Below are 21,371 nucleotides of genomic sequence, written 5' to 3'. Positions count from 1 at the left end.
CTTGGCCCCCAGGCCGACAGCACCCAAGTAGCGCCCCTGCGCTTGAATAAACGGGAAGAACACCGCCGGCGCGCTGGTCATTTGTGGATATCCACCTAGACTTGTGCCTGGGGAAACACTGATAAATGGATTCCATGTTCAGACGCTTCAGAGCGGGTGACTTGATTGTCGCGGTGTTGCTGCTGCTGCCGGTGCTGGTGGCGTGGCCGCGTTGGTGGCCGCCGCCGGGCGCGGGCGCGGCCGAGGTGCTCTCGGCGCTTGGTCACCTGGCCGGCGTGCTGGGTCTGAGCGCGCTGCTGGTCGGTGCAATGCTGAGCGTGCGCCTGCCGGGCCTGGATCGCTGGTTCGGCGGTTTGCCGCGTATCTGGGCCCTGCACCGGATACTGGGTTTCACGGCGTTCATCCTGATCATGCTGCACGTGGTGTGGCTGGCCTTCGGGGCGCTCCCCAATTCTCCGGAAGCGGCCACCCAGGTGATCTTTCCGCCCCTTGAACACGGGGCGGTGTGGATGGGCTGGGGCGCACTGGCGCTGATGGTGATCTTTCTCGCGCCCACCTTTCAGTTTTTCGGCAGGCCGCATTACCAGCGCTGGAAGCGTCTGCACCTGTTGTCGGTGCCCGCGTTCCTGCTGGCGTTCGCGCACGCGGTCATGCTCGTGGAGCATGCGCTGCTCTGGTGGGGGCTCGCGGCCCTGGCGGTTGCCGCAGTGCTCTGGCGCAAGGTGCTGTCGCCCCGGCTGGGGCGCCATGATTATACCGTCGAGGCCGTGACCGCCCTTGCGTCCAACGTGGTGGAGATCACCCTCGCCCCGAGGGGCCGGGCCATGTCGCATGCCGCGGGACAGTTCATGTACCTCACTCCCCACGACCCGGGCCTGGAAGCCGGCCGGGGGGAAGAGCACCCCTACACCATCTCTTCGGCGCCAGGCGAGGACGTTGTCCGGGTGGGCATCAAGGCCCTGGGCGATGCCAGCCGGGCATTGCAGACGGTGACACCGGGAACCGCCGTGCAGATCGAGGGCCCCTACGGACAGTTTTTCGAGCGCCGCGAGCCGCAACGCAGGCAACTCTGGTTCGGTGGCGGCATCGGCATTACACCCTTCGTGTCCGGCGCTCGGGCCCTCCAGCGGGAGCCCGGGGCCGGGCCGGAGGTCACCCTGATCTACCTGGCCAATCGACCGGACCGCGCCTATTACATGGACGAGCTTCGGGAGATCGCGCAGGGGCATCCGCATTTCGATGCGCAGATCCATTATTTTCAGGATCGCGGCCCCGTGGACGAAGCGTTCATCCGCGCCCATTGCCCGGACCTGGCGGAACGGGAGATCTACATCTGCGGGCCGCCCGGCATGGTGCATCACCTGATGGGGCTTCTGAGCCGCGCCGGCGTACCCAGGGGCCGCATTCATACGGAGGCGTTTGATTTCCTATGACCGTGAACAAGATTGCCTACACCGCGTTCGTGGCCTTCTGCACCGTGATCGTCACCCTTTGGGCCGTCAGCGCGCTGGTCGCGGAGACCCGCGAGACCGACGACGATCAGCGCCTGTTTACAGAACAGGAGCTTGCGGCCCACGACAGTGCCGAGAGCTGCTGGAAAGCCATTGATGGCCAGGTGTACGACGTGACGGAGTATATTCCGCGTCACCCCACTTCCGAGGACGTGATGCTGGAGTGGTGCGGCCGTGATGCCACGGAAGGCTGGTACAACAAGACGCCCGGGCGTCCGCACAGCCCCAGGGCCGCCGCCATGCTGGAACAGTATCGGGTAGGGCAACTTGCCGATGCACCGGCACCCCAGGCACGGCCCGAGGCTTCAGCGCCCACGCGGGAACCCGCCACCCATCCGCCGGGCCGGGTGCTGCTCGGCCTGTCGCCCGGGACGTACCTGGACGGGCGCTATCGAGGCGTGTTTTCGGACCGGGGCGCGATGCAGGTCAATATCCAGTTCGATCTGCGGGACCATCATTTCCACAACGTCCGGTTCCGGTACCTGAGCTACCAGGGAGTGGATTATCTGGCGCTTGAGGAGCACGAGGAACTTCATGCCGTGATGCGCCAGCACCGTCAGGCCATCGATTACCTCGAAGGGCGGCCGCTATCGGCCCTATTCGATCTCTACGCGCCGGAGGAGGTGGTGGAGGACATCGACGCCTTTACCGGCGCGACGCTGAGAGGCAACAAGCTGATCTCGGCCATCCGGGACGCGCTCAATCGCGGGGTCTATCAGTGGCCGTGATATAGCCGGTGTCCCGAAGGGCGGGAGTGTGATGCCGCCGGCCACGTTCAGTCCTTGAACCAGGTATGTGAACGCCGGCGCGTAGCCGCAGTGAGCGGCTGCCGAACAACACCTGCTGAGCGCCAGGGTGCTTGTGGGCCTTGGAGTGAGGGCCTTTGTTCGCTACCGCGCAGACGGGAGGGCGCCTGTGCGAGAAACTTTCCGTTGCTTGCCAGTGGAAGCCGATGGGCGGCTTCCACCCATGCCTCACCACAGCAACGGGAAACAGCCATGACTACGCCAGGTACAAGCGAACACGCCACTACAGACCGTCTGTCCGAGCGCGCTCACGAGACGGTGGATCAGGCCGCCAAGACGGCCGCCAAGGCCGAGGAACGAATCCGCCATCAGGCCGCAGGTGCGGAGGAACGGGTCAAGGAGGCCGGGCAGCAGGTCAAGGAGCGCTCCGACGAAACGCTGAAGTCGGTGACCGGCTTCGTCCGGGAAAACCCTTTGCTTTCCCTGGGCATCGCCTTTGCCGCGGGGACCCTGGTGTCCGCTTTGCGACGCCGTTGATCGTGTTCCGTGGCCACCAGTTAAGGCGGGAGGCCGCGCACTTGCGCGGCCGAATTGATTATCGAGGCGGTCTTGTTCGCCAGCGTATCGACTACCTGCTGTGCCGGGCACGGGACATGGCCCGGCGACCGGCCGTGCTCGCCATTGCCTTTGGGTGTGGATTGCTGGCCGGGCGCCTGGATGTTCCCGGTATCAAAACGACCTATGGAATCCTGGCCGCCCAGCTGCGGGCCTGGCGAATTGCCTCCGGCCTAGTCGGACTGTCGCTCCGCTGACCTCGGCCCGCTTCCCGGGGGGCGTTGCTCGGCCTCCGGGGGATGATGCCCTGCCGCATCGACGAGCGCCCTCGTCTGGGCGAGCAGGCTGTTAACGCTCGCCCGGCTCTCGCGGAAGGTAAGGTCCCGGGTAATGTGGCGCAATCGCCAGAACGCCAGGGCCGCCAGCACCAGGTGTCCCAGCGTCACGATCAGCAGTGCGCCCATCAGGTTGAAGGCCTGCAGGTTCGCCAGCGCGACCACCAGGGCCGCCCCGGCAAACAGCCAGCCGGCCACCAGCAACAGTGCAATGGCCACGGTTAATCCGATCATCGCCAGCACGGTGTGCCCGAACAGACGGGTCTCCACCACCACCACGCGAGCCAGGTCCGCCACCAGGGCCTTCAGAATCTCCGTGATGTCCCCGATGTGTTCGTTATCGCCTTGCGGATCCTTGTCCCGGGTGTGATTCGTTTCGGTCATGATCGGGCCTCCCGGCTGCTCAGCGCGTGCTTCAGGCTGGACTTGATCTCGCCCCATATCGCTACGAAGAACGCCGTCAGGGGAACGGCAAGTACCATCCCGATAATGCCGCTCAGGGCGGTTCCCCAGAAGAACAGCGAAATAATGACGAGTGCAGGATGCAGGCCCGAGCGGTTGGACATGATCTTCGGTGTTAGCAACCAGCTCTCGATCAGTTGCACCGCGGCGAAGGCCAGTCCGGCCAGCATCAACAGCTCAATGCCACCTTCCGGCTGCAGATAGGCCATGGGCAAGATCACCAACAGGCCGATCAGCGTGCCCAAGAAGGGCACGATATTCAGCAGTCCCAGGATGAGCCCCGCGAGCACGCCGAATTGCAGGCCGATCAGCGTAAAGCTGAGCGCATACAGGGCTCCCATGATCATGGCGATCATCAGTTGGCCCTGAAAGAAGGCGGTGATGTATCCCACGAACACATCCATGAAATAGAGCACTTTCTGCCGAGTGCGCTCATGGAAGACGGATAACAGTTCGGATGCCTTTCCCCGGAGCGCGTCACCGGAGAGCAGGGCAAAAAATAGAAACAGGGGCACGAAGCTGATGGCCGCTAACATCCCCAAATAGGCCATTACGGTCGTGCCGGCACCGTCCATCGAAGACTCGGATTGCTCCCCATTGCCATCTTCCATGCGTTCCGAAATCATCGAGCTGATTTCCGGAAAATAAAAGGAAAAGTGATCCTGCCAGCGTTCCAGTGTCTCGGGCAAAACCGTCATCAACTGGATGACCTGGGCGGTCAGGGTGGGGACCAGAAAGAACAGCAGGCCGCCAACCCCAAGGAAGAAGATCGCCATCAATAGCATGATGGCCAGCCATCGGGGTAAATGAAGCCGGTTCTCGAGAAAATTGACCACAGGGTAAAGCACCAGCGCGAGGATGCCCGCGATGGAGAGCGACAGGAGCAGGTTGTAGAAGGTACTCAGTATCCAGCCGAATGACCACGCGATGACGACGATCAGGGCGGCGAGCGTCACCAGGCTGAACAAGACCGCCGTGTAGCGAAACAAGCGAAGTTCAGCCGCCTTGAACAGTCGTTTTTCCGGACGTGCCGAGTCCCGATCTTGAGCCGTAGCCCTTGCCCCGCCACCCAGGGATTCCTCCGTGTCGTGGGGCATCGCGAATGCCTGCGTCAGGTGTTCGCTGACTTGCCGAAGAAAAACAGGCCAACACCGGCCACGGTAGAAGCCGCACCAAGGATCAGGAACCAGATGGTGGAGTCAGTGAAGCTCCCGGTCAGCGCCTCCGTCACCTGATCGCCCAGACTCTGGGATGAACGATAGGCAAAGAAAAGCAGGATCAGGCCTACAACAATCAGAACCACTGCCAGAATCTTGCTAAGTGCCAGACTGTCATTCGTCGCCATTTTCGATCTCTCTAATGGGTGGGTGGATATTGTTTGTGCTATTCAAGGAACGTGTCTGGGGCCCGACTGCAGGGTGGCGGCTCGCGATGCGGTGTTGCGACTCAGGGGGCTGGTCGGCAGGGTGAATCCGCCCTGTCTGGTAGGTTCTGTATTTCCGGCGATCAGCCTTTGCGGTGAGCCCCGGGGTCGCCAGAACCTACCGACAAACACCACGTAAAGTCGGCCATATTGGGCCACCCATCCCTGGCGAACCCCGGGGCGTTTTTTAAGCGATCGACGTCAAGCATCAATCGCTTGTGTTCCGTGTCGTGCTTCAAGGCGGTTCGCGCGATGGCGAATAACCGATCACCCATCCCGACAAAGCCGCCGGATGTCAGGACCACGTAACGTATGGCCCCCTCGCGCGTATCCAGCATCACGTCGAGAATGTCGCCCAGCTTTTCCTCTCGCATACTGGAGACATCGTGGCCGGTGACCCGCGTTGCACTCAACAGCGTGTGCCCGGCATGGGTATCTTCGGGTGCGGCCTGGCCAATTCTCGAGAAGGCAGCGGCACCGGTCATTCCGTTTTCTTCTTGGCGTCGCTCTTGAGGTCTCCGTACTTGCCTTGAGCCTTGCCGCCATGCTTTTCGGCTTTACCCTTGTACTCGGTGCTCTTGTCGCCGGTCGCCTTGCCGGCGACCTCCTTCACCTTTCCCTTCGCCTCTTTTCCTTTACCTTTGGCTTGATCCTTGTTCATAAGATAATCTCCAGGTTGTAGAACCGTTCGGGGTGTGCCTCTTCCATGGATTCAGGTAGAGACGGATTGAGGCTTCAAAGCTAGATGAAGTGCTGGGGAGGGTCTGTGCGGTGCCCAACATATGTGGGATCAGTGTTTCCCTGGATCACTGTCTCTCGAGGTCAGAGCTGGGACTTGATGGGGAGCAGTAGCTTCTCGGAGACCTTTTCCCGGATCGGGCGGGTGTTCCAGCGGTGGAGGGAGTATCGCTCGGCGTTCAGGAGATCGCGCTCGAACACCGCGGTCATCTGCGTGGCAAACTCGCGGTTGTAGATATTCAGGCTCGCCTCGTCATTGAGCCGAAGCGAACGAATGTCGAAATTGGTGGAACCCACCGAGACGAATTCGGCATCGATGACCAGTAGCTTGGTGTGCAGCATGGTCGGCTGATAGACGTGGATTTCGGCACCGGCCCGCAGAAGCGGGCCCCAATCGCCTTTCGAGGCGATCTTGACCGTTGCCGCATCGATGTGCGGCCCGGGCAGCAGAATGCGGACCCGAACATCCCGCCCGCGGGCCGCCACCAGGGCCTCGATCAACAGCTTGTCGGGCACGAAGTAGGCGGCCGCCAGGTCGATCGTCGCCTCTGCCGCCGCAATGGCAAGCAGATACATCAGGTGCATGCTCTCGCTGCCGCCGGATGGCGAGGCGAGAAATACATGCGCGTCCATCTCGCCCTGGGCCTGCAGGGGCGGAAAGTAGGTTGGCCCGTTCAGCACGCGGCCCGTGGTCTTGATCCAATTGTCGTTGAAAGCCGCTTGCAGCTGTGCCACCACGGGCCCTTCGATCCGAAAATGTGTGTCGCGCCATTGCTCGGGGCCGCCGCCGCCACCCGTCCACTGATCGGCGATGCCCACCCCTCCGGTGAAGCCAATGTGACCATCAACCACCAGCAGCTTGCGATGAGTCCGGTTGTTCATGCGCCCGAGGTTGTACCAGCGCAGCGGCCGATACCGATGCAACAGCACCCCTGAGTCCTGCATGGAATCCAGCAGCGATTGATCCATCCTGGTGCTGCCAACCCAGTCGATGATGACGTGAACCGACACGCCTGCGCGGGCACGCTCGGAAAGCGCCTGCGAGAACGCTTCACCTATCTCGCCGGACCAGTAAATGTGAGTCTCGAAAGTGATCGACCTCTGGGCCGAGCGAATGGCCGCCAGCATGGACGGAAAGATCTCCTCGCCGTTCTGCAGCGCCGTCACTTGGTTGCCGCGCATGAGTTCAGGACCCAGCAAGACGGACATTTCACGCCGGAACTGCGGATCGGCAATGGCGTAGCGATGGTCGATGGTGCGTTCCACCACCTCTCCGGAGGTCTTTAGGTTCTGTAACAACACCAGTACCAGGCTGGTTGCCACCACAGTGACTCCAATGACCCAGAGGATCGAACGTCGCGATTCATTCAATGACATGGCAGGTATTCTCGATTGCGGAAATACAATGCGTGTTTTCCTAGCGATCGACCGTATCTTTGGGTATGTCCGCAAAACATGCCCAATGTGTATCGGATTTCTTCGCCATATACATGGCCTCATCGGCGGCTTCCAGGAGAGCGGACGGAAAGGATGCGTCCGCGGGGTAGAACGAAACCCCTATGCTCACCGAAATCCGCACAGGGTCCGGTCCGATCCGGAAGGGCGCCTCGAGCGTCTGAATAATGGTCTGGGCGATACGCTCGACATCGTTGCATTGCGCGGCCCCGGTGACGATGACCGTGAATTCGTCGCCGCCCAGGCGGGATACGATGTCTTCCTTCCGGAGACAACTCGTTATGCGAACCGCCACTTCAGACAGCAACCGGTCCCCGGCCTCATGGCCGAACGAATCATTAACCTCCTTGAACCCATCAAGGTCCATAAAGAGGACGCCAAGCATAAGATTGCTGCGCTTCGCATGACTGACTTCCTGTTCCAGGCGATCGACGAACAGTCTCCGATTGGGGAGTCCGGTCAGATGGTCATGGTGGGCGTGGTACCAGATCTTTTCTTCGGCGATTACTTGCTGGGTGATATCCCGCAAAATGCAGACGACCGCTTCGGTCTCCCCATGTTCGTCCAGTACGGGCGCGAGCACATATTCGAACTTGTTACCCTGTCCGGAAGCAAAGCTGTGATCGAGCTTGCCTCGGTGGATGGACTGCCCGGTAATCACCTGTTCAACGTTGCGCTGGAATTCCGAGGCGAACGTGAAACCGAGATCAAAGGCGGACTTTCCGATGATCGCCTGGGGATCGAGAGAAAAAAGTTCGGCAGTGGCCTTGTTTGCATAGACAACCCGGCCCGCGGGATCGAGCACGTAGATTGGGTCGGGTGACGCGAAAAGAATGGCGCCGAACAGCCGCGTCTCCATTTCTTTTGTGGTTGCGAACTGTTCCAGTGATTCGGCGACCGCCTGATCGATGGCTTCATGGAATCGGGTTAGATCTTCAAGCTGTTGCCCCGCAATCCTTGGGTACGCTTTCGTCCAGTGCGAGACCACGCTCGCGCGCAGGGCCCGGAACTCGGAAACCGTCTCCATGACGCTGAAGCCGCTGGTTTGCCGATCGCTGCCGTGCACCTCGGCCCATGAATCCTCGTCAACGGCCGGCGCGCAACCTTTCGATTTGTCGGCCTGTGCGGCCGCGCTCTGGTGGGAATCGAGGTCGTCGGCAATCGCCTGAAGCATTTGTGTGGCGTGGTCGCGCAGGTCGCTTCGTTCCATCCGGCTCGCGGGAAGGATGGATTTCGCAAACGCTTCCCAGTCCTGGAGAATGGGTTCCATCTCCTGCCGAATGAAATCGGCCAGTCGAATACGGTCTTTCATTGCGTTGGCTCACAAACAGGCATCGGCGGTGGCACCTGGAGGCGTTTCGCCCATGCTCGCGCTCGCGGCGGAGGCGACCGCCGCGCGTGGTCCAGAGTCAACGCCGCCAGGCCGCCGCCCATGCCGGTGGCCATGCCCATTGCCAGCATGGTTTCGCCCCTGCGAAGGCGGGTCCAGCGGTATTGGGGCCTGCTGCGGTTCGTCTGCCCCATGCGGTCCACTCCTGAATCTGGCCGGCGGGCATAGCGTTGCCTTCTCGGTCACTCTCACAAAATATTTCTGGTGGATGCGGTGGCTAGCGTCACCCGGCCGTGATCGCCGTGTCGGTGCGTTGCCACACGGAGCAGGGCCGCCCCCGCATGCCGTCGATGTGTGTGTCCTGACGCTGCCGCACTCCGGTCCGCTGGCGGGTAGTCGAACAGAGGTCGGGTGCCGCCATGTCATGAGCTGGAGACGGGGGCTACGCGCGATGCCGCACATAAATGCGCGCGCCGGGGTGCTATACGGTCCGTATGCGACACAGGAGGCTTTCGTAATGTCAATGAACGGTGTCGACCAGGATGCCGCAGCGGGGCTCTGGGATGAATGCGACCCGCCCTGCCTTTCGCTCTTTCAACCGACGCATCGGGACCACCCGGACAATCAGCAGGACCCGATCCGTTTCAAGAATCTGGTGAAAGTGCTGGAGGAGTCCCTTCGACAGAAATTTGCGCGCGAGGAGATCCAGCCCTTGCTCGAACCCCTGCGGGCCCTCGTGGACGATCGCGAGTTCTGGAACTGCAGCTTCGACGGACTGGCCGTGCTGCGGGACAGGAATCGGTTTCGTGTCTACAAGCTCCAGCGCCCGGTCCCCGAATTGGCGGTTGTGGCGGACAGCTTCCACACCAAGCCCTTGCTGCGCATCCTGCAATCGGCGGATCGCTATCAGGTGCTCGCCTTGAGCCGGCACGAGATGAAGGTGTTCGAGGGCAACCGTGACGCCCTGGACGAGATCACGCCTGCCGATGGCGTGCCGCGGACGATCACCGAGGCGCTCGGTGAAGAACTCACGGATTCCCGCCAGACGGTCTCGGCCTATGGGGGCAGCGGCGGTGGCCAGGCCCCCATGCACCATGGCCATGGGGGCAGGAAAGCCGAACTGGACGACGATGCGGAGCGATTCTTCCGCGCGGTCGATCGCGCGGTGCTCGAACACCATTCCAGGCCCTCCGGCCTGCCGCTGCTTCTCGCCGCCCTGCCGGAGCACCACCACATGTTCCACGCAGTCAGCCACAACCCTTTCCTGATGGCCGAGAGCCTGGACGTGCATCCGGACGCGCTCGCGTCGAGCGACGACTTTCGCGAGCGGGTCTGGCAAACCATCGAACCCCGCTACCTCGAGCGTCTGGCCGGGCTGGTGGAAACCTTTGGCAGTAACAAGCCCAAGGGCCTCGGCTCCGACGACCTGGCCGAGGTCGCTCGGGCCGCCGCCGACGGGCGTGTGGTCACGCTGCTGATCGAAGCGCGTCGGGAGATCCCCGGTCGGGTCGATGCGGCGACCGGGAAGCTTGAGTTCGATGACCTCGCCCAACCCGAAACGGACGATGTGCTCGATGACCTGGGAGCCCTGGTGCTCAAGATGGGCGGCGAGGTGGTCGTGGTGCCGACGGAACGAATGCCGACCGATACGGGAATCGCCGCAATCTACCGCTACTGAGGCACGTGACATGCAGATTCAGATCAACACGGATGACAACATCGACCAGTCCGGTGCACAGCCGGAGCATACCGAAGCCACCATCAGAAACGTCCTGGAGCGCTTTGCGGACCAGGTGACGCGCGTGGAGGTTCACCTCAGCGACGAGAACAGTGACAAGAAATCCGGCAACGCCGACATACGCTGTCTGCTGGAAGTCAGGGTCGAAGGTCTCCAGCCCGTAGCCGTGACCGATGAAGCCGCGACCGTGGGACAGGCTGTCGATGGCGCCGCACGCAAGATGAGGCGTTCCCTGGACAGCACGCTTGGAAAGCGGAAGAACCACTGAGGTTACCGGTCAGCACTGATCGCCGTTGGCCATTGGTGACCTGTCGAAAAGCGGATGAAACACACTGAAGATTCTGGCGCTAATGAAGGGGACCTCAAGCCCGTTCCGGATTTGGGCGAGCGCTTTCTGGCGTTTCTCGCCGAGGCTACTTATCCCTGTGTGGGCGCCAAGTCCGCTTTGGCCCGTGGCTCGATCGAAACTCATGAGTTCGGCGCACTAGGGGACTCCGGCAATGACCGGGCGATGCTGGATGATCTTTCTCGATTCGTTGCCCTGATCGAAGCCAGTGCTCGCAACGAGGACATCGTGCACTCTTATGTCGCCCTGTTCAGTGGCCCAGGCGATATGAGCGAGCTTCGTTTCGAGTCCTTGATGTGGTCGCAGTTGTGGCGAATCCACAAGCTGGACATTCTGGCGGGCAATCCTCCCGCCGGCGATGTCAACAGCGATAGTGACAGCCCGCTGTTCAGCCTGAGCATAGCGGGGCATCCGTTCTTTGCCATTGGGCTTCACGCGAACGCTTCGCGGCTCGCCCGGCGGTTTTCCAACCCGGTATTGGTGTTCAATTCCCACCGCCAGTTCGAGAAGCTAAGAAAGGACGGACGTTTCGAGAAGATGCAAGTGGCCACTCGAGCACGCGATATCGCCTTGCAAGGATCCCGGAACCCCAATCTGGCGGATTTTGGAGAAGTGAGTGAGGCCAGGCAGTACAGTGGCCGTGAGGTTGAAGCCAACTGGACATGCCCATTCCATTTCAAGGAGAAGCCGTGAACACGGACGTGCCGACCGTGAGAATACCTCCCTGCTCGGCGTTGGCGGTCGAGCTTGGCCCTGGAGACGAACTGGTGGTGGTCGATCCCGAAGGCCAGCAAGTCAGCGATGTGGTCGCATTCGGGAATCCGGATCATGGGGAGTATCTGTCTTCAGGGCGCTCTCTTGACTATGCCTCACGCCTTTGGCTGACGACGGGCGATGTACTGTACTCGAACCGCAGTCGGCCCATGTTCACCATCATGGAGGATACCTGCGGGCGGCATGACTTCACTTTGACACCTTGTTCGAAAGATACCTTCAGAATCATCTATGGGGAGAACGAGGGTCGTCCGGGCTGCGAGGGCAATCTGGCGGCGGCACTGGCCCCTTACGGCATTGGTGTCGATCGCATTCCCATCGCATTCAATGCGTTCATGCATGTGTCGATCGATGCCACAACGGGGGAGTTCGGCGTTCTTCCTCCGCTCAGCAAAGCCGGGGATTTCGTTCGCCTGCGCGCCGAGATGCCGCTCGTGGTGGCGATGTCCGCATGTTCCGCCGGGCAGTCGAATAATTTCTCCTTCAAGCCGATCGATTTTCAAGTTGTGCGCAGAAATCAGCCGTCATGCTCGAATGGCTGACACCGGAGTTCGATGGGTACCTCATGCTCCGTCACCTGCGCGATCTTGTGTTGGCGTACCTGCTCGCGATCCCGAGTGCCTGGGACCGGGAAGTTCGTGATCGCGCCATCGGACTTCGGACGTTCCCGTTGGTCGCCGTTGCCGCCTGCGGCTACGCGCTGATCGGCTTCTCGGTACTGGAGTCGCCCGACGCTCAGGCCCGAATCATGCAAGGCCTGATCACCGGCATTGGGTTCATCGGTGGCGGAGCGATTCTTAAAAGCGGTGGCAGCGTGGAAGGCACCGCCACGGCTGCCAGCCTTTGGGCAACGGGCGCGATCGGCCTGGCAGTCGCCGCGCATCGTTTCGAGATCGCGATCCTCATCAGCGTCGCGACGTTTTTGACCCTGCGCTATCTCAAGCCGCTGATGCATGCTTCCGAGAAATCCGGGGAATAACCATAGGCTAGTGGGCCGCATGGCCCACTAGGTTCGGTACCGCACGGAACGGCTCCGGGCCGGGTGGCTACTGTCTCGGGATGATGCGGATTGCCGTTGTCCTGGCGGTTATAGGCATGGCCCTGCCGGGATGGCTCATCGCGGCCGAGCCACCGCTCGTCCTGACGCCACCGGAGTCGGAAGAACGGCTGGAGGCCCCGGCGAGTGTCGGCATTGTGCCGGAAGCGTCCGACGAGGCCATCGCGGCCCGGCTGGAGCGGATTCTGGTTGCAACGGGCTGGTACGAGCAGCCGGCGGTCACGGTCGATGAAGGGGTGGCATTCCTGTATGGCCAGGCCCGTCGTCAGAACCACCGCCAGTGGGCCGGCGATCTGGCACGCAGTACCCAGGACGTGGTCGCGGTGGTCAATCACCTCGAGTTGATCGAGCCGTCGATCTGGGACCTGAGCCCGGCGCTCAGTGGCCTGAACGAGCTCGGCAGAACGGTGCTGAGAAGCCTGCCTTACGTGCTTTTCAGTCTGTTACTCCTCGCGCTGGCCTGGTCCCTGGGCGTGCTCGTCACGCGGTTGCTGTGCTGGACCACAAAGACCAGTAAACGGAACAATCTGCTGAAGGACGTGGTCGCCCGGGGCGGGGGTGTCCTGGTGTTCGTCGCCGGCTTGTACAGCGTGTTCCACGTAGCCGGGCTGACCAACGTCGCGCTGGCCGTTCTGGGAGGTACGGGGCTTGCCGGCATCGCGCTGGGTATCGCCTTTCGCGACATTACCGAGAATTTTCTGGCGAGCATCTTTCTGAGCGCACAGAACCCCTTCCGGACCGGTGATCTGATCGAGGTCGGGAAAACCCGCGGGTTCGTGCAAAGCATGACGATTCGGGCCACGGTGCTGATGACCCTGGACGGCAACCACGTGCAGGTACCCAACGCGACCATCTACAAGAGCGATATCACCAACTTCTCGGCCAACCCCAATGACCGCATGGAGTTCGGCGTGATGATCGGTCTCAACGACTCCATCACCGACACCCAGGCGATCGGCCTGGCCGTGCTTGCGGGTCACCCGGCGGTGCTGGAGAACCCCGAGCCATGGGTTGTCGCCGAGGAGATTCGCAATGCGGCCGTGCTGATCAAGCTGTCATTCTGGTTTGATTCACGAAAAACCAATGGGCAGCAGTTGCGTTCGGCGCTCATTCGGCTCACCAAGCGCGCGCTGATGGAGGCCGGCATGACGATTCAGGCGGAACAACGTCAATACGTGGAACCGATTGCCGACGGTCCCGCGGAAGAATCGGCGGCAGCCATGACCGTGTCCGAGGCCGAGACCCGCCCGGAAGGCGAGGTCATTCGCAACCAGGCCGCGCTCGCGCCCATGCCGGAAAAGGGAGAAAACCTGCTGGACGAGTGACCCTGTGGCCCCGCCATCGGCATCTCAGGGTGTTTCTTGCCACTGCGTTTGTTGCCGCACAGAGCGTCCCCGTCCTCCGTGGTATCGATGCCAGGGTGCGTCCATCCCCCGACGCCCTGGAGAAGAATCATGGCTAAGAAAAAAACGGGTCGTTCATCACAGGCGCCAGGCAAGGGCGGTAAATCGGCCCCAGCCGCGCTCAGAACCAACGACATCGTTGCGGAGCAAGCCGCGGCCAGCGACGATTTTGTCGCCGCGACGCCCTACAACCGCATCAAGGCGCTCGAGCACGGTCACGGCAACGCTGTGGCGCCGCCGGCCGGAGCCACGGCAGAGCCGGGTTCCAGTGCGTTGACCGCGAGCACGGCGACGAGCACGGCGACGGAGGAAAGCGAGACAGAGAAAACCGGCGGCGCCGCGAGGCGTGGAATGAACGCGACCATCGAATCGCTCGACCGGGTCCGAGTCGATCCCAGTGATAGCCCGTTGACCACCAACCAAGGTGTTCGGATTGGCGACAATCAGAACACGTTGAAAGCGGGGCTGCGCGGGCCCTCGTTACTCGAAGATTTCATCCTGCGGGAAAAGATCACCCATTTCGATCACGAACGTATCCCGGAGCGGATCGTCCATGCACGCGGCTCCGGGGCGCACGGATATTTCGAAGCCTACGACGCGCTGACCCAGTACACCCGGGCGGCGCCGTTCGCCAAGAAGGGCAAGAAAACGCCCGTGTTTGTGCGCTTCTCGACCGTCGCCGGCGAGCGCGGTTCGAAGGATACCGCCCGCGACGTCCGTGGTTTTGCGGTGAAGTTCTATACCGACGAAGGCAACTGGGACCTGGTGGGGAACAACATCCCGGTGTTCTTTATTCAGGATGCAATGAAGTTTCCCGACCTGGTCCATGCCCTAAAGCCGGAACCGCATCACGGCATGCCCCAGGCGGGGTCCGCGCATGACACGTTCTGGGACTTCGTCTCGTTGTCGCCGGAGTCCACTCACATGCTGATGTGGGCGATGTCGGATCGCGCGATACCGCGTAGCTACCGGATGATGCAGGGCTTCGGTGTGCACACCTTCCGCCTGGTCAGCGAGCAGGGCGAGTCCGTGTTCTGCAAGTTTCACTGGACGCCGCTGCAAGGAACCCACTCGCTGGTCTGGGACGAAGCCGTGAAGATCGCGGGTGCCGACGCCGATTTCCATCGGCGTGACTTGTGGGAGGCCATCGAGTCGGGTGAATTCCCGGAATGGGAACTGGGCGTGCAGATATTCACCGAGGAGCAAGCCGAAGGCTTCAGCTTCGATGTGCTCGACGCGACCAAGATCGTGCCGGAGGAACTCGTGCCGGTCACGCCCGTCGGGCGCATGGTGCTCAACCGCAACCCGGACAACTTCTTCGCGGAAACCGAGCAGGTCGCGTTCTGCACGGCGCATGTGGTCCCCGGCATCGACTTCTCCAATGATCCATTGCTCGCGGGTCGAATCCACTCCTATGTGGATACGCAGATCACGCGACTCGGCGGGCCCAACTTCCACGAGATCCCGGTCAACGCGCCGCTTGCCCCGGTGCAGAACAATCAGCGCGACGGCATGCACCGCCAGGCGGTGCATCGTGGGCGCGTGGCCTACGAGCCGAATTCATTGGCGGGTGGCTGCCCGTTCCAATCCGGTACAGCCGGATTCGTGTCCTTTCCCGAACCTGTCGCCGGAGACAAAGTCCGTGGAAAGCCGGAGAAGTTCGCCGAACACTACGCCCAAGCCCGGTTGTTCTTCGATAGTCAGACGACTGTCGAGAAGGCGCATATTGCAGCCGCATTTCGCTTCGAGCTGAGCAAGGTCGACGTCCGCGCGATCCGTGAACGGATGGTGTCCTCGCTCGTAAATGTTTCACGGGAACTGGCGGCAGAGGTCGCCACTGGCTTGGGCATGGAGGTACCGGATGCCATGCCGAAGGCCATCACCGATCCGGAACCGCCGGAGATCACCGAGTCGCCAGCGTTGTCGCTGATGGCGCGGCCCGGCGAAACCGGCATCCGCACACGCCAGATCGCCGTACTGGTCGAGGATGGCATCCACCACGCCTCGCTCGTCGACCTTCATGGCGCGCTGACGGACGCGGGAGCCGTCGTTCATTTTGTGGGGTCACGAGTGGGCATGTTCGTGGGCGATTCCGGTGAAAAAGTAGAAGCCAACAAGTCCATGGAGAATTCTCCGGCCGTCCTGTTCGACGCGCTGGTGCTGCCCGATGGGAGCGACGCGGTTCAGACGCTCGCAGTCGACGGACACACCATGGAATTCATCAAGGACCAGCTCAGGCACTGCAAGACGATTCTGGCTTTGGGGGCCGGTCGCGAGCTTCTGGAAAAGGCGGGCATTGACTCCGCCATGCAAGAAGATCCGGGCATCCTGTTGGCGGACGCTGGCGACGCGACCGAGGTCGCATCAACATTCATCGCCGCGGTCGCCGCTCATCGTCATTTTGCCCGCGACAGGGATCCACCCGCGAAGTGACGCAGCCCGGCCTTCGGCAAACTCGCGACTACGTCGTCTTCCGAGGACCCTACCCTGCCGCGCTGAAGCGGGTTGGGCCCTCGCCTGGTTGTAGGGGGCTCGCCGCAGACCCGATACAACGTAACCGTTTCATCGAAACATCGTGTTTCCCTGGCGGTCGGAGAACGAAATCATGCCCCCATTACGCCGGTTGACGACGGACCGGCTGCGCGTTTTTTTCAGTCGGCTCAAAGATCGTTTATGGGTCCGACCGTTGCTCCTATGCGTGCTTGCGGTTGGGGGTACGTTTATCGCACGACTGGTTGATGGTACGGGTCTGGCCGATGTGCTGCCCCGCATCCAGCAGGACTCTGTCGAATCCTTGTTAACCATCATGGCTTCGAGCATGCTGGTGATCGCGACGTTTTCGGTAGGCGCCATGGTTGCGGCTTACGCGTCCGCCAGTGTCGGCGCCACCCCTCGATCCATACCGCTGGTGATCTCTGATGATGTGACCCAGAACGCTTTGTCGGCATTCATCGGGGCCTTCATTTTCAGTATTGTTTCGCTGGTCGCCGTTCAGAATCACATCTTCGGATCCGCGGGCCTGTTCGCGATTTATGTTCTGACCCTTTTGGTCTTCGCGATTGTCATCCTCACGTTTGTTCGCTGGGTGGATCGAATCGCCCGCCTGGGTCGTGTGGTGAATACCATAGAGAAAGTGGAAGAGGCGGCCACCGGCGCCCTGGACCGGCGCCGCCATGCACCCACGCTGGGCGCTTTGGCAATCTCCGCGAGTCAAATCAGGGAAACGGGTATTCCTGTATTTCCTCCGAAAGTGGGCTATGTACAGCATGTTGATCTCGAGACATTGCAGTCGGCCGCGGAAGCAGCCGATTGCCGTGTCATGGTGACCGCGCTGCCGGGGACATTTGTCAGCGCACGCCGCCCCATACTGCGTGTTGCTGGATGCGATGCGTTCGAGCCAGAAGCTTTTTCCGGCGCTTTCACGATTTGTCCAAACCGCGTGTTCGAGGATGACCCCCGGTTCGCGCTTCTGGCGTTGTCCGAGATTGCCGACAAGGCGCTTTCTCCCGGCATGAACGATCCGGGGACTGCGATCAATGTGATCGGGGCAATGGTGCGACTGTTCACGCTGTGGGTATCGCCGCTTGAGCCGGACAGGGTGATGGAGATCACCTATGACCGTGTATCCGTTCCGACGCTGGAGATCGACGACCTGTTCGACGATGCATTCACGGCCATCGCCCGTGACGGTGCGGGTTTCGTTGAGGTTTCAATCCGACTGCAGAAGGCGTTTCGTGCCCTGGCCGAAACCGACGACCAAGTGCTGATCGAGGCCGCCAAAAGGCATTCCCGAATGGCGCTGGCCCGTTCGGAGCGCGCCATGTCATTTCCGGCCGATATCGACGCAGTGCGCAGAGCGGCTTCGTTTTCCGCTCTGGGAGCACAGGACGAAGGCGCGGCGCGCGGGCTGTGATTGGGACACCAGGGTGCGATGGCCAGGATCAGGGCCTCCCTGGGGTCGAACCTGTTCGATCACAAACTTCATTCCACGCCACGTTGCTTCCCGCGTGGTGGTATCGGGCACAAGAAATTCTCGGGGCAATCATAAAAAAGGCAGGGGCGTCAGCCCTTGCCTTTTATTCATTCCACCAGAAGTGGGTGATGCCGAGGTTTAATCGCGACGTTGAAACTTCGGGGCGTCGCGCAGCTCGTCACGGGTTACGTCAACGCGCAATTGCCGATCATCCGCCGTGCCGGAGGTGGTGACGTGCCCCCAGCCAATCGCGACGTCTTTCTGGCCCATGCCCAGGAACCCGCCAACGCCGACGACAATCGCCACGACCTGGCCGTTCTGATCAATGATCAGATCATCGACCGAACCGAGATTTTCATCGCCTGAGGTTGTGACATCGGTACCGATGATGTCGCTCGCCTGCATGCCATTGGCCGGTGCGGAGTCCAGGTAGCCCTTGCGCTCCGCAAGATGGTCGCCCGAGTCTCGTCGATCTCCGGCTTGCTGCGAGCCGTGCTGGCCGGCGCCGCCTTCCATGCCGAACTCTTTGCCGTCCTTGTCACGCTGCGAGCGCATGGCGTCGCGTTCACTGTCCCGGTCGGAATAACCCGTGGCGCCCTGGTCCCGTTCGGAGCTCTGTGCGCCGCGATCAGTGCCTTCGTCATGTTGCTGCGCCAGGACAGAACCAGCACCGAGCGAGATGGCCGGGGCGACGAGTGCATAAAGGGCAAATGAATGTAGCTTTTTCATCATGAATCTCCTTCGAATCGGGTATTTTGTTCTGAACAAAACGACCGCTTTAATGGCTTCATCAAAGCCTGTCCTCCCTGGCCTCATCGCCGGGAAGGGAACTGAATCATCACGAGACATGTGACTCAGGATGAGGGTCCAACGTACTCGGGGGGAGAGGGCCGGTCTGTTCGCTGACGCACTAAAACGGGGATTCGTTTCTGTGAATTTGAGCTGGAGAAATCGGACGGGTTTGGGAGGGGCAAGTAGAGGGAGTGGTTTCGGACGCCGAGACAAGGCGTATCGTGCAGCGGGTAGTGGTTCTACCCGCAAGCGGCGCAACGCGGGATCGGGGAACCTGGGGTGCCAACCCCGCAAGCTATCGAAAATAGGGGCTCGGCCGCCCGTTATTGACGAAAACGGGCGTGGGAACGGCGTTGCGGCTCCCTCGTGCAGAATGACTGCAGGGCAGTCACCGCGCCTTGTTCGCACGAAAAAGCGACTCGAGCGCGAGTGTGTACATTGATCAGTGTTTCCCTGGGTGTATGGATCGGCGGCCCCCTATCCCGCGAGCAGGACGTAGGCCGTAGCCCCGATGACGCCCATGGCTACAGCGGCCGCAATCAGCCCAACCCCGAACAGGAGACGGCTCGTGCCGCGTGTGGCGTCTTCGGGGCCGGGCGCCGCCGTATCCTCGGCTTCGGGTGGGGCGGCATCCCGTCCCTGGCGCAACAGGTCCAGCATCCCGTCGATGCGGTCGTTGTCGAAGGCGAAGGGGTCGAACCGGCGTTGGCCGAAGCGTTGCAGCAGTTGGCGGACGTCCATTGCTGCCGGGACATATTTCATCGACCACTCGTCGAACCCCGGACGCTCCAGCGACTGCTCGCGCAGCACCCGCAGCTCCTCGTGGCGAGAATCACGGCGGATACGGTCGACCGTCTCGTGCACGGCATCCGGGGCGCCCTCCAGGCACTGGAAGAAGTGCCCGTCACCGTAGTAGAGCGCGCCGACAAGCCCGCTGCGCGGGTTGTTTTGGCGCGACTGCATCAGGATTCGACTGACTTCGGGTTCGATCCCCAGACTGGACGTGCTTTCGCGGAACGTGGCGCGCGAGGCGTAGACGAGCTGGAGGATGGCGGGCATGCGGACGTCCTTCCTGGGAACTAAGGAGAAGACCGCCCCCGCCGGGCGGGGTTCACTCGATCATCTGATTGACGTGTTCCAGACCGATCGCGTCGTCTTCCCAGTTCAGTCGGGTGGTGCCGGGCTTGGCGGCCAGGCGGCGGATGGCCGCGACCGAGCCGCGGTCGATGGAGGCCAGGCGATGTCGCGTGGCGCTGTGGCTCTCGATGTTGGCGGCCTGCAGGATGTCGCTGTAGTTGACCGGATCGCCTTCCTCGGGCTCGCGCTTGAGGTTCTCGTGGTCGGCCACCGCGCGGATGATCTCCGGCTCGAAGTTCCAGTTCTTCAGCATTGCGCGGCCGATGGCCACGTGCGCGGCGTCGGCCGCGGCCTGCAGCGCGCGCGGGTCCTCGTAGATCTCGGGGGTCTTCTCCGCGCGACGCAGGATCGGGATCATGCCGATGTCGTGTACCAGCCCGGCGAGTAGTGCCGTGTCGGGGTCCAGGTGCGGGTGCCGGCGGGCCAGCAGGTAGCTGATGATCGCCACCTCCAGGCTGTGGTTCCACAGTTCCTCCATGCGCACGCGGATCGCCTCGTTGCCGCTCTGGAAGACCTCCTTCATGGACAGCGCGATGATCGTCTGGCGTGCGCGTTCCATCCCCAGGCGCGTGACCGCGGAGCGGATGGTGGCGCAGCGTGTCAGCCCGCGATAGGCCGGGCTGTTGGCATGACGCACCAGGCGCGCGGCCAGGGCCGTGTCGCGCGAGATCAGGTTGACCAGATCGGCGATGGAACTGGATTCGTCCTGGGTGATGAACAGGGCCTGCACGGAGACATCGGGCAGGGTCGGGATCTCGATCTGGTGACGTTCGAGATCCTCGCGCAGGCGCTCCAGGAACTTTTCGACTTCGGCTCGGGTAGCCAAGGGCAATCCATGTCCGGCTGGGAAATGACGGGGCGATTATGCCATAGGCGTCGTCCCCGGCGGTGTGTGGGCGGCTGGTTGACGGGCCGCCGGCCCCTGCCGATGATGAAGGAAGCCGACAGGAGGTCGTGATGCGCCGATTCGTGCTGGATACCAGTGTCTTTACCAACCCGCATGTGGCCGGGCAGTTCGGCGAGGACCCCGAGGACATCCTGCGGACCTTCCTCAACCTGGCGCGCCATTGCCCCGCCGAGTTCTACATGCCGCTTTCGGTGTACGAGGAGTTTCGCGGCATGCGCGATCTCGAAGCCCTGGCGGCCGATTTCGAGACGGTCGTCTGGGTGCGTTCGCCGCGCCGGTTCGCGCTGACGCTTCCGAGCGACATCCTCTACGAGTTCATCGACGAGGTGCGCACCCGCATTGATCGCGGTTTGCGCATTGCCGAGGAGCACACCCGTCAGGCGGGGGCGGCCGAATCCCTCAAGCCCGAGATGATCACCCAGCTGCGCGAGCGTTTCCGCGAGGCGATGCGCAAGGGGCTGGTGGATTCGCGCGAGGATGTCGATGCCGTTCTGCTGGCGATGGAGCTGGACGCCGAGCTGGCCAGCGCCGACGAGGGTATGCGCAAGCTGGGCAACCGCATGGGCATCAAGCTGGTCACCGCCGACTACCTGCGCCAGGTGATGGAGAACCTCTCCGAATCGGGCATCCCCGGGCAGGGCGGCGCCTGAGGCCGCAAGTCGGGGTTTTTCCGTGTTCGCCTGCAAGCA

General features: G+C 62.0%; 22 protein-coding genes. 12 read left to right on the top strand and 10 right to left on the bottom strand.

Annotated elements, in window-relative coordinates:
• Positions 1-134 precede the first annotated feature (134 nt).
• The 3 genes from F817_RS0104175 (at position 135) to F817_RS0104165 (ending at position 2,794) form a co-directional block, all read left to right on the top strand.
• Positions 135-1,433, top strand: coding sequence for a ferric reductase-like transmembrane domain-containing protein (locus F817_RS0104175; protein WP_024326479.1), 1,299 nt, complete (start codon positions 135-137; stop codon positions 1,431-1,433).
• Positions 1,430-2,239, top strand: a complete 810-nt coding sequence (locus tag F817_RS0104170) for a cytochrome b5 domain-containing protein (protein ID WP_024326478.1) — start codon at positions 1,430-1,432, stop codon at positions 2,237-2,239. The genes F817_RS0104175 and F817_RS0104170 overlap by 4 nt, the downstream gene beginning before the upstream one ends.
• Positions 2,240-2,509: 270 nt before the next feature.
• Positions 2,510-2,794 carry a YqjD family protein gene (locus tag F817_RS0104165; protein WP_024326477.1) on the top strand — a complete coding sequence of 95 codons (285 nt, stop codon included), beginning with the start codon at positions 2,510-2,512 and terminating at the stop codon, positions 2,792-2,794.
• 251 nt (positions 2,795-3,045) lie between these two features.
• On the opposite strand, the gene F817_RS0104160 is transcribed toward F817_RS0104165, so the two are convergent.
• The 7 genes from F817_RS0104160 to F817_RS0104130 form a co-directional block, all read right to left on the bottom strand.
• Positions 3,046-3,531 (bottom strand): hypothetical protein, encoded by a 486-nt coding sequence (locus F817_RS0104160; RefSeq protein ID WP_024326476.1) that lies wholly within the window; start codon positions 3,529-3,531, stop codon positions 3,046-3,048.
• Complete coding sequence (locus F817_RS0104155; protein ID WP_024326475.1) at positions 3,528-4,706, bottom strand: AI-2E family transporter; 1,179 nt, start codon at positions 4,704-4,706, stop codon at positions 3,528-3,530. The genes F817_RS0104160 and F817_RS0104155 overlap by 4 nt, the downstream gene beginning before the upstream one ends.
• Before the next feature lie 14 nt (positions 4,707-4,720).
• Positions 4,721-4,954, bottom strand: a complete 234-nt coding sequence (locus F817_RS0104150; protein WP_024326474.1) for a DUF3185 family protein — start codon at positions 4,952-4,954, stop codon at positions 4,721-4,723.
• Positions 4,955-5,115: 161 nt separating this feature from the next.
• Positions 5,116-5,517: a PRC-barrel domain-containing protein gene (locus F817_RS0104145; RefSeq protein ID WP_024326473.1), complete on the bottom strand. Its 402-nt coding sequence runs from the start codon at positions 5,515-5,517 to the stop codon at positions 5,116-5,118.
• Positions 5,514-5,693 (bottom strand): CsbD family protein, encoded by a 180-nt coding sequence (locus tag F817_RS0104140; RefSeq protein ID WP_024326472.1) that lies wholly within the window; start codon positions 5,691-5,693, stop codon positions 5,514-5,516. Before F817_RS0104140 ends, F817_RS0104145 begins: the two co-directional genes overlap by 4 nt.
• A gap of 161 nt (positions 5,694-5,854) precedes the next feature.
• On the bottom strand, positions 5,855-7,147 hold the full coding sequence (locus F817_RS0104135) for a phosphatidylserine/phosphatidylglycerophosphate/cardiolipin synthase family protein (RefSeq protein WP_231369389.1): 1,293 nt from the start codon (positions 7,145-7,147) through the stop codon (positions 5,855-5,857).
• A 40-nt stretch (positions 7,148-7,187) separates the two neighbouring features.
• Positions 7,188-8,537, bottom strand: coding sequence for a diguanylate cyclase domain-containing protein (locus F817_RS0104130; RefSeq protein ID WP_231369388.1), 1,350 nt, complete (start codon positions 8,535-8,537; stop codon positions 7,188-7,190).
• A gap of 541 nt (positions 8,538-9,078) precedes the next feature.
• Here F817_RS0104130 and F817_RS0104125 point away from each other — a divergent pair.
• The 8 genes from F817_RS0104125 to F817_RS0104090 all read left to right on the top strand — a co-directional run bounded on the left by F817_RS0104125 (position 9,079) and on the right by F817_RS0104090 (position 17,786).
• A complete protein-coding gene (locus F817_RS0104125; RefSeq protein ID WP_024326469.1) occupies positions 9,079-10,233 on the top strand; it encodes a hypothetical protein in 1,155 nt (384 codons plus the stop codon).
• 10 nt (positions 10,234-10,243) lie between these two features.
• The gene (locus F817_RS0104120) at positions 10,244-10,561 is read left to right on the top strand and encodes an HPF/RaiA family ribosome-associated protein (RefSeq protein WP_024326468.1); all 318 of its coding nucleotides are present in this window, start codon (positions 10,244-10,246) and stop codon (positions 10,559-10,561) included.
• Positions 10,562-10,615: 54 nt separating this feature from the next.
• Positions 10,616-11,332: a guanitoxin biosynthesis heme-dependent pre-guanitoxin N-hydroxylase GntA gene (gntA, locus tag F817_RS0104115; RefSeq protein ID WP_024326467.1), complete on the top strand. Its 717-nt coding sequence runs from the start codon at positions 10,616-10,618 to the stop codon at positions 11,330-11,332.
• Positions 11,329-11,955 carry a DUF1989 domain-containing protein gene (locus F817_RS0104110; protein WP_024326466.1) on the top strand — a complete coding sequence of 209 codons (627 nt, stop codon included), beginning with the start codon at positions 11,329-11,331 and terminating at the stop codon, positions 11,953-11,955. The genes gntA and F817_RS0104110 overlap by 4 nt, the downstream gene beginning before the upstream one ends.
• A complete protein-coding gene (locus F817_RS0104105; protein ID WP_029681028.1) occupies positions 11,940-12,392 on the top strand; it encodes an MgtC/SapB family protein in 453 nt (150 codons plus the stop codon). The genes F817_RS0104110 and F817_RS0104105 overlap by 16 nt, the downstream gene beginning before the upstream one ends.
• Before the next feature lie 116 nt (positions 12,393-12,508).
• A complete protein-coding gene (locus tag F817_RS0104100) occupies positions 12,509-13,795 on the top strand; it encodes a mechanosensitive ion channel domain-containing protein (protein ID WP_024326464.1) in 1,287 nt (428 codons plus the stop codon).
• 129 nt (positions 13,796-13,924) lie between these two features.
• The gene (locus F817_RS0104095; protein ID WP_231369387.1) at positions 13,925-16,306 is read left to right on the top strand and encodes a catalase; all 2,382 of its coding nucleotides are present in this window, start codon (positions 13,925-13,927) and stop codon (positions 16,304-16,306) included.
• Positions 16,307-16,478: 172 nt separating this feature from the next.
• Positions 16,479-17,786, top strand: coding sequence for a DUF2254 domain-containing protein (locus tag F817_RS0104090; protein ID WP_024326462.1), 1,308 nt, complete (start codon positions 16,479-16,481; stop codon positions 17,784-17,786).
• Between the two features lie 198 nt (positions 17,787-17,984).
• Here the strand turns inward: F817_RS0104090 and F817_RS0104085 are convergent, their stop codons facing one another.
• From F817_RS0104085 to F817_RS0104075, 3 genes are all read right to left on the bottom strand, one after another.
• Positions 17,985-18,575 (bottom strand): PRC-barrel domain-containing protein, encoded by a 591-nt coding sequence (locus F817_RS0104085; RefSeq protein WP_024326461.1) that lies wholly within the window; start codon positions 18,573-18,575, stop codon positions 17,985-17,987.
• A gap of 540 nt (positions 18,576-19,115) precedes the next feature.
• Complete coding sequence (locus tag F817_RS0104080; RefSeq protein ID WP_024326460.1) at positions 19,116-19,697, bottom strand: BLUF domain-containing protein; 582 nt, start codon at positions 19,695-19,697, stop codon at positions 19,116-19,118.
• A gap of 52 nt (positions 19,698-19,749) precedes the next feature.
• Positions 19,750-20,601 carry an HDOD domain-containing protein gene (locus F817_RS0104075; RefSeq protein WP_024326459.1) on the bottom strand — a complete coding sequence of 284 codons (852 nt, stop codon included), beginning with the start codon at positions 20,599-20,601 and terminating at the stop codon, positions 19,750-19,752.
• A gap of 131 nt (positions 20,602-20,732) precedes the next feature.
• Between F817_RS0104075 and F817_RS0104070 the strand changes: the two genes are divergently transcribed.
• A complete protein-coding gene (locus F817_RS0104070) occupies positions 20,733-21,332 on the top strand; it encodes an RNA ligase partner protein (protein ID WP_024326458.1) in 600 nt (199 codons plus the stop codon).
• Positions 21,333-21,371 lie beyond the last annotated feature (39 nt).

The organism is Thioalkalivibrio sp. AKL19 (genome assembly GCF_000420165.1).
GTDB lineage: Bacteria > Pseudomonadota > Gammaproteobacteria > Ectothiorhodospirales > Ectothiorhodospiraceae > Thioalkalivibrio.
Note: the sequence above shows the minus strand (reverse complement) of the source record. Positions and strands in the feature narration are given on the sequence as shown.

Excerpts from the sequence above, each read along its gene's own strand:
- F817_RS0104175 (WP_024326479.1), top strand. The coding sequence starts at position 135 with ATGTTCAGACGCTTCAGAGCGGGTGACTTGATTGTCGCGGTGTTGCTG.
- F817_RS0104170 (WP_024326478.1), top strand. The coding sequence starts at position 1,430 with ATGACCGTGAACAAGATTGCCTACACCGCGTTCGTGGCCTTCTGCACC.
- F817_RS0104165 (WP_024326477.1), top strand. The coding sequence starts at position 2,510 with ATGACTACGCCAGGTACAAGCGAACACGCCACTACAGACCGTCTGTCC.
- F817_RS0104160 (WP_024326476.1), bottom strand. The coding sequence starts at position 3,531 with ATGACCGAAACGAATCACACCCGGGACAAGGATCCGCAAGGCGATAAC.
- F817_RS0104155 (WP_024326475.1), bottom strand. The coding sequence starts at position 4,706 with ATGCCCCACGACACGGAGGAATCCCTGGGTGGCGGGGCAAGGGCTACG.
- F817_RS0104150 (WP_024326474.1), bottom strand. The coding sequence starts at position 4,954 with ATGGCGACGAATGACAGTCTGGCACTTAGCAAGATTCTGGCAGTGGTT.
- F817_RS0104145 (WP_024326473.1), bottom strand. The coding sequence starts at position 5,517 with ATGACCGGTGCCGCTGCCTTCTCGAGAATTGGCCAGGCCGCACCCGAA.
- F817_RS0104140 (WP_024326472.1), bottom strand. The coding sequence starts at position 5,693 with ATGAACAAGGATCAAGCCAAAGGTAAAGGAAAAGAGGCGAAGGGAAAG.
- F817_RS0104135 (WP_231369389.1), bottom strand. The coding sequence starts at position 7,147 with ATGTCATTGAATGAATCGCGACGTTCGATCCTCTGGGTCATTGGAGTC.
- F817_RS0104130 (WP_231369388.1), bottom strand. The coding sequence starts at position 8,537 with ATGAAAGACCGTATTCGACTGGCCGATTTCATTCGGCAGGAGATGGAA.
- F817_RS0104125 (WP_024326469.1), top strand. The coding sequence starts at position 9,079 with ATGAACGGTGTCGACCAGGATGCCGCAGCGGGGCTCTGGGATGAATGC.
- F817_RS0104120 (WP_024326468.1), top strand. The coding sequence starts at position 10,244 with ATGCAGATTCAGATCAACACGGATGACAACATCGACCAGTCCGGTGCA.
- gntA (WP_024326467.1), top strand. The coding sequence starts at position 10,616 with ATGAAACACACTGAAGATTCTGGCGCTAATGAAGGGGACCTCAAGCCC.
- F817_RS0104105 (WP_029681028.1), top strand. The coding sequence starts at position 11,940 with ATGCTCGAATGGCTGACACCGGAGTTCGATGGGTACCTCATGCTCCGT.
- F817_RS0104100 (WP_024326464.1), top strand. The coding sequence starts at position 12,509 with ATGGCCCTGCCGGGATGGCTCATCGCGGCCGAGCCACCGCTCGTCCTG.
- F817_RS0104095 (WP_231369387.1), top strand. The coding sequence starts at position 13,925 with ATGGCTAAGAAAAAAACGGGTCGTTCATCACAGGCGCCAGGCAAGGGC.
- F817_RS0104090 (WP_024326462.1), top strand. The coding sequence starts at position 16,479 with ATGCCCCCATTACGCCGGTTGACGACGGACCGGCTGCGCGTTTTTTTC.
- F817_RS0104085 (WP_024326461.1), bottom strand. The coding sequence starts at position 18,575 with ATGAAAAAGCTACATTCATTTGCCCTTTATGCACTCGTCGCCCCGGCC.
- F817_RS0104080 (WP_024326460.1), bottom strand. The coding sequence starts at position 19,697 with ATGCCCGCCATCCTCCAGCTCGTCTACGCCTCGCGCGCCACGTTCCGC.
- F817_RS0104070 (WP_024326458.1), top strand. The coding sequence starts at position 20,733 with ATGCGCCGATTCGTGCTGGATACCAGTGTCTTTACCAACCCGCATGTG.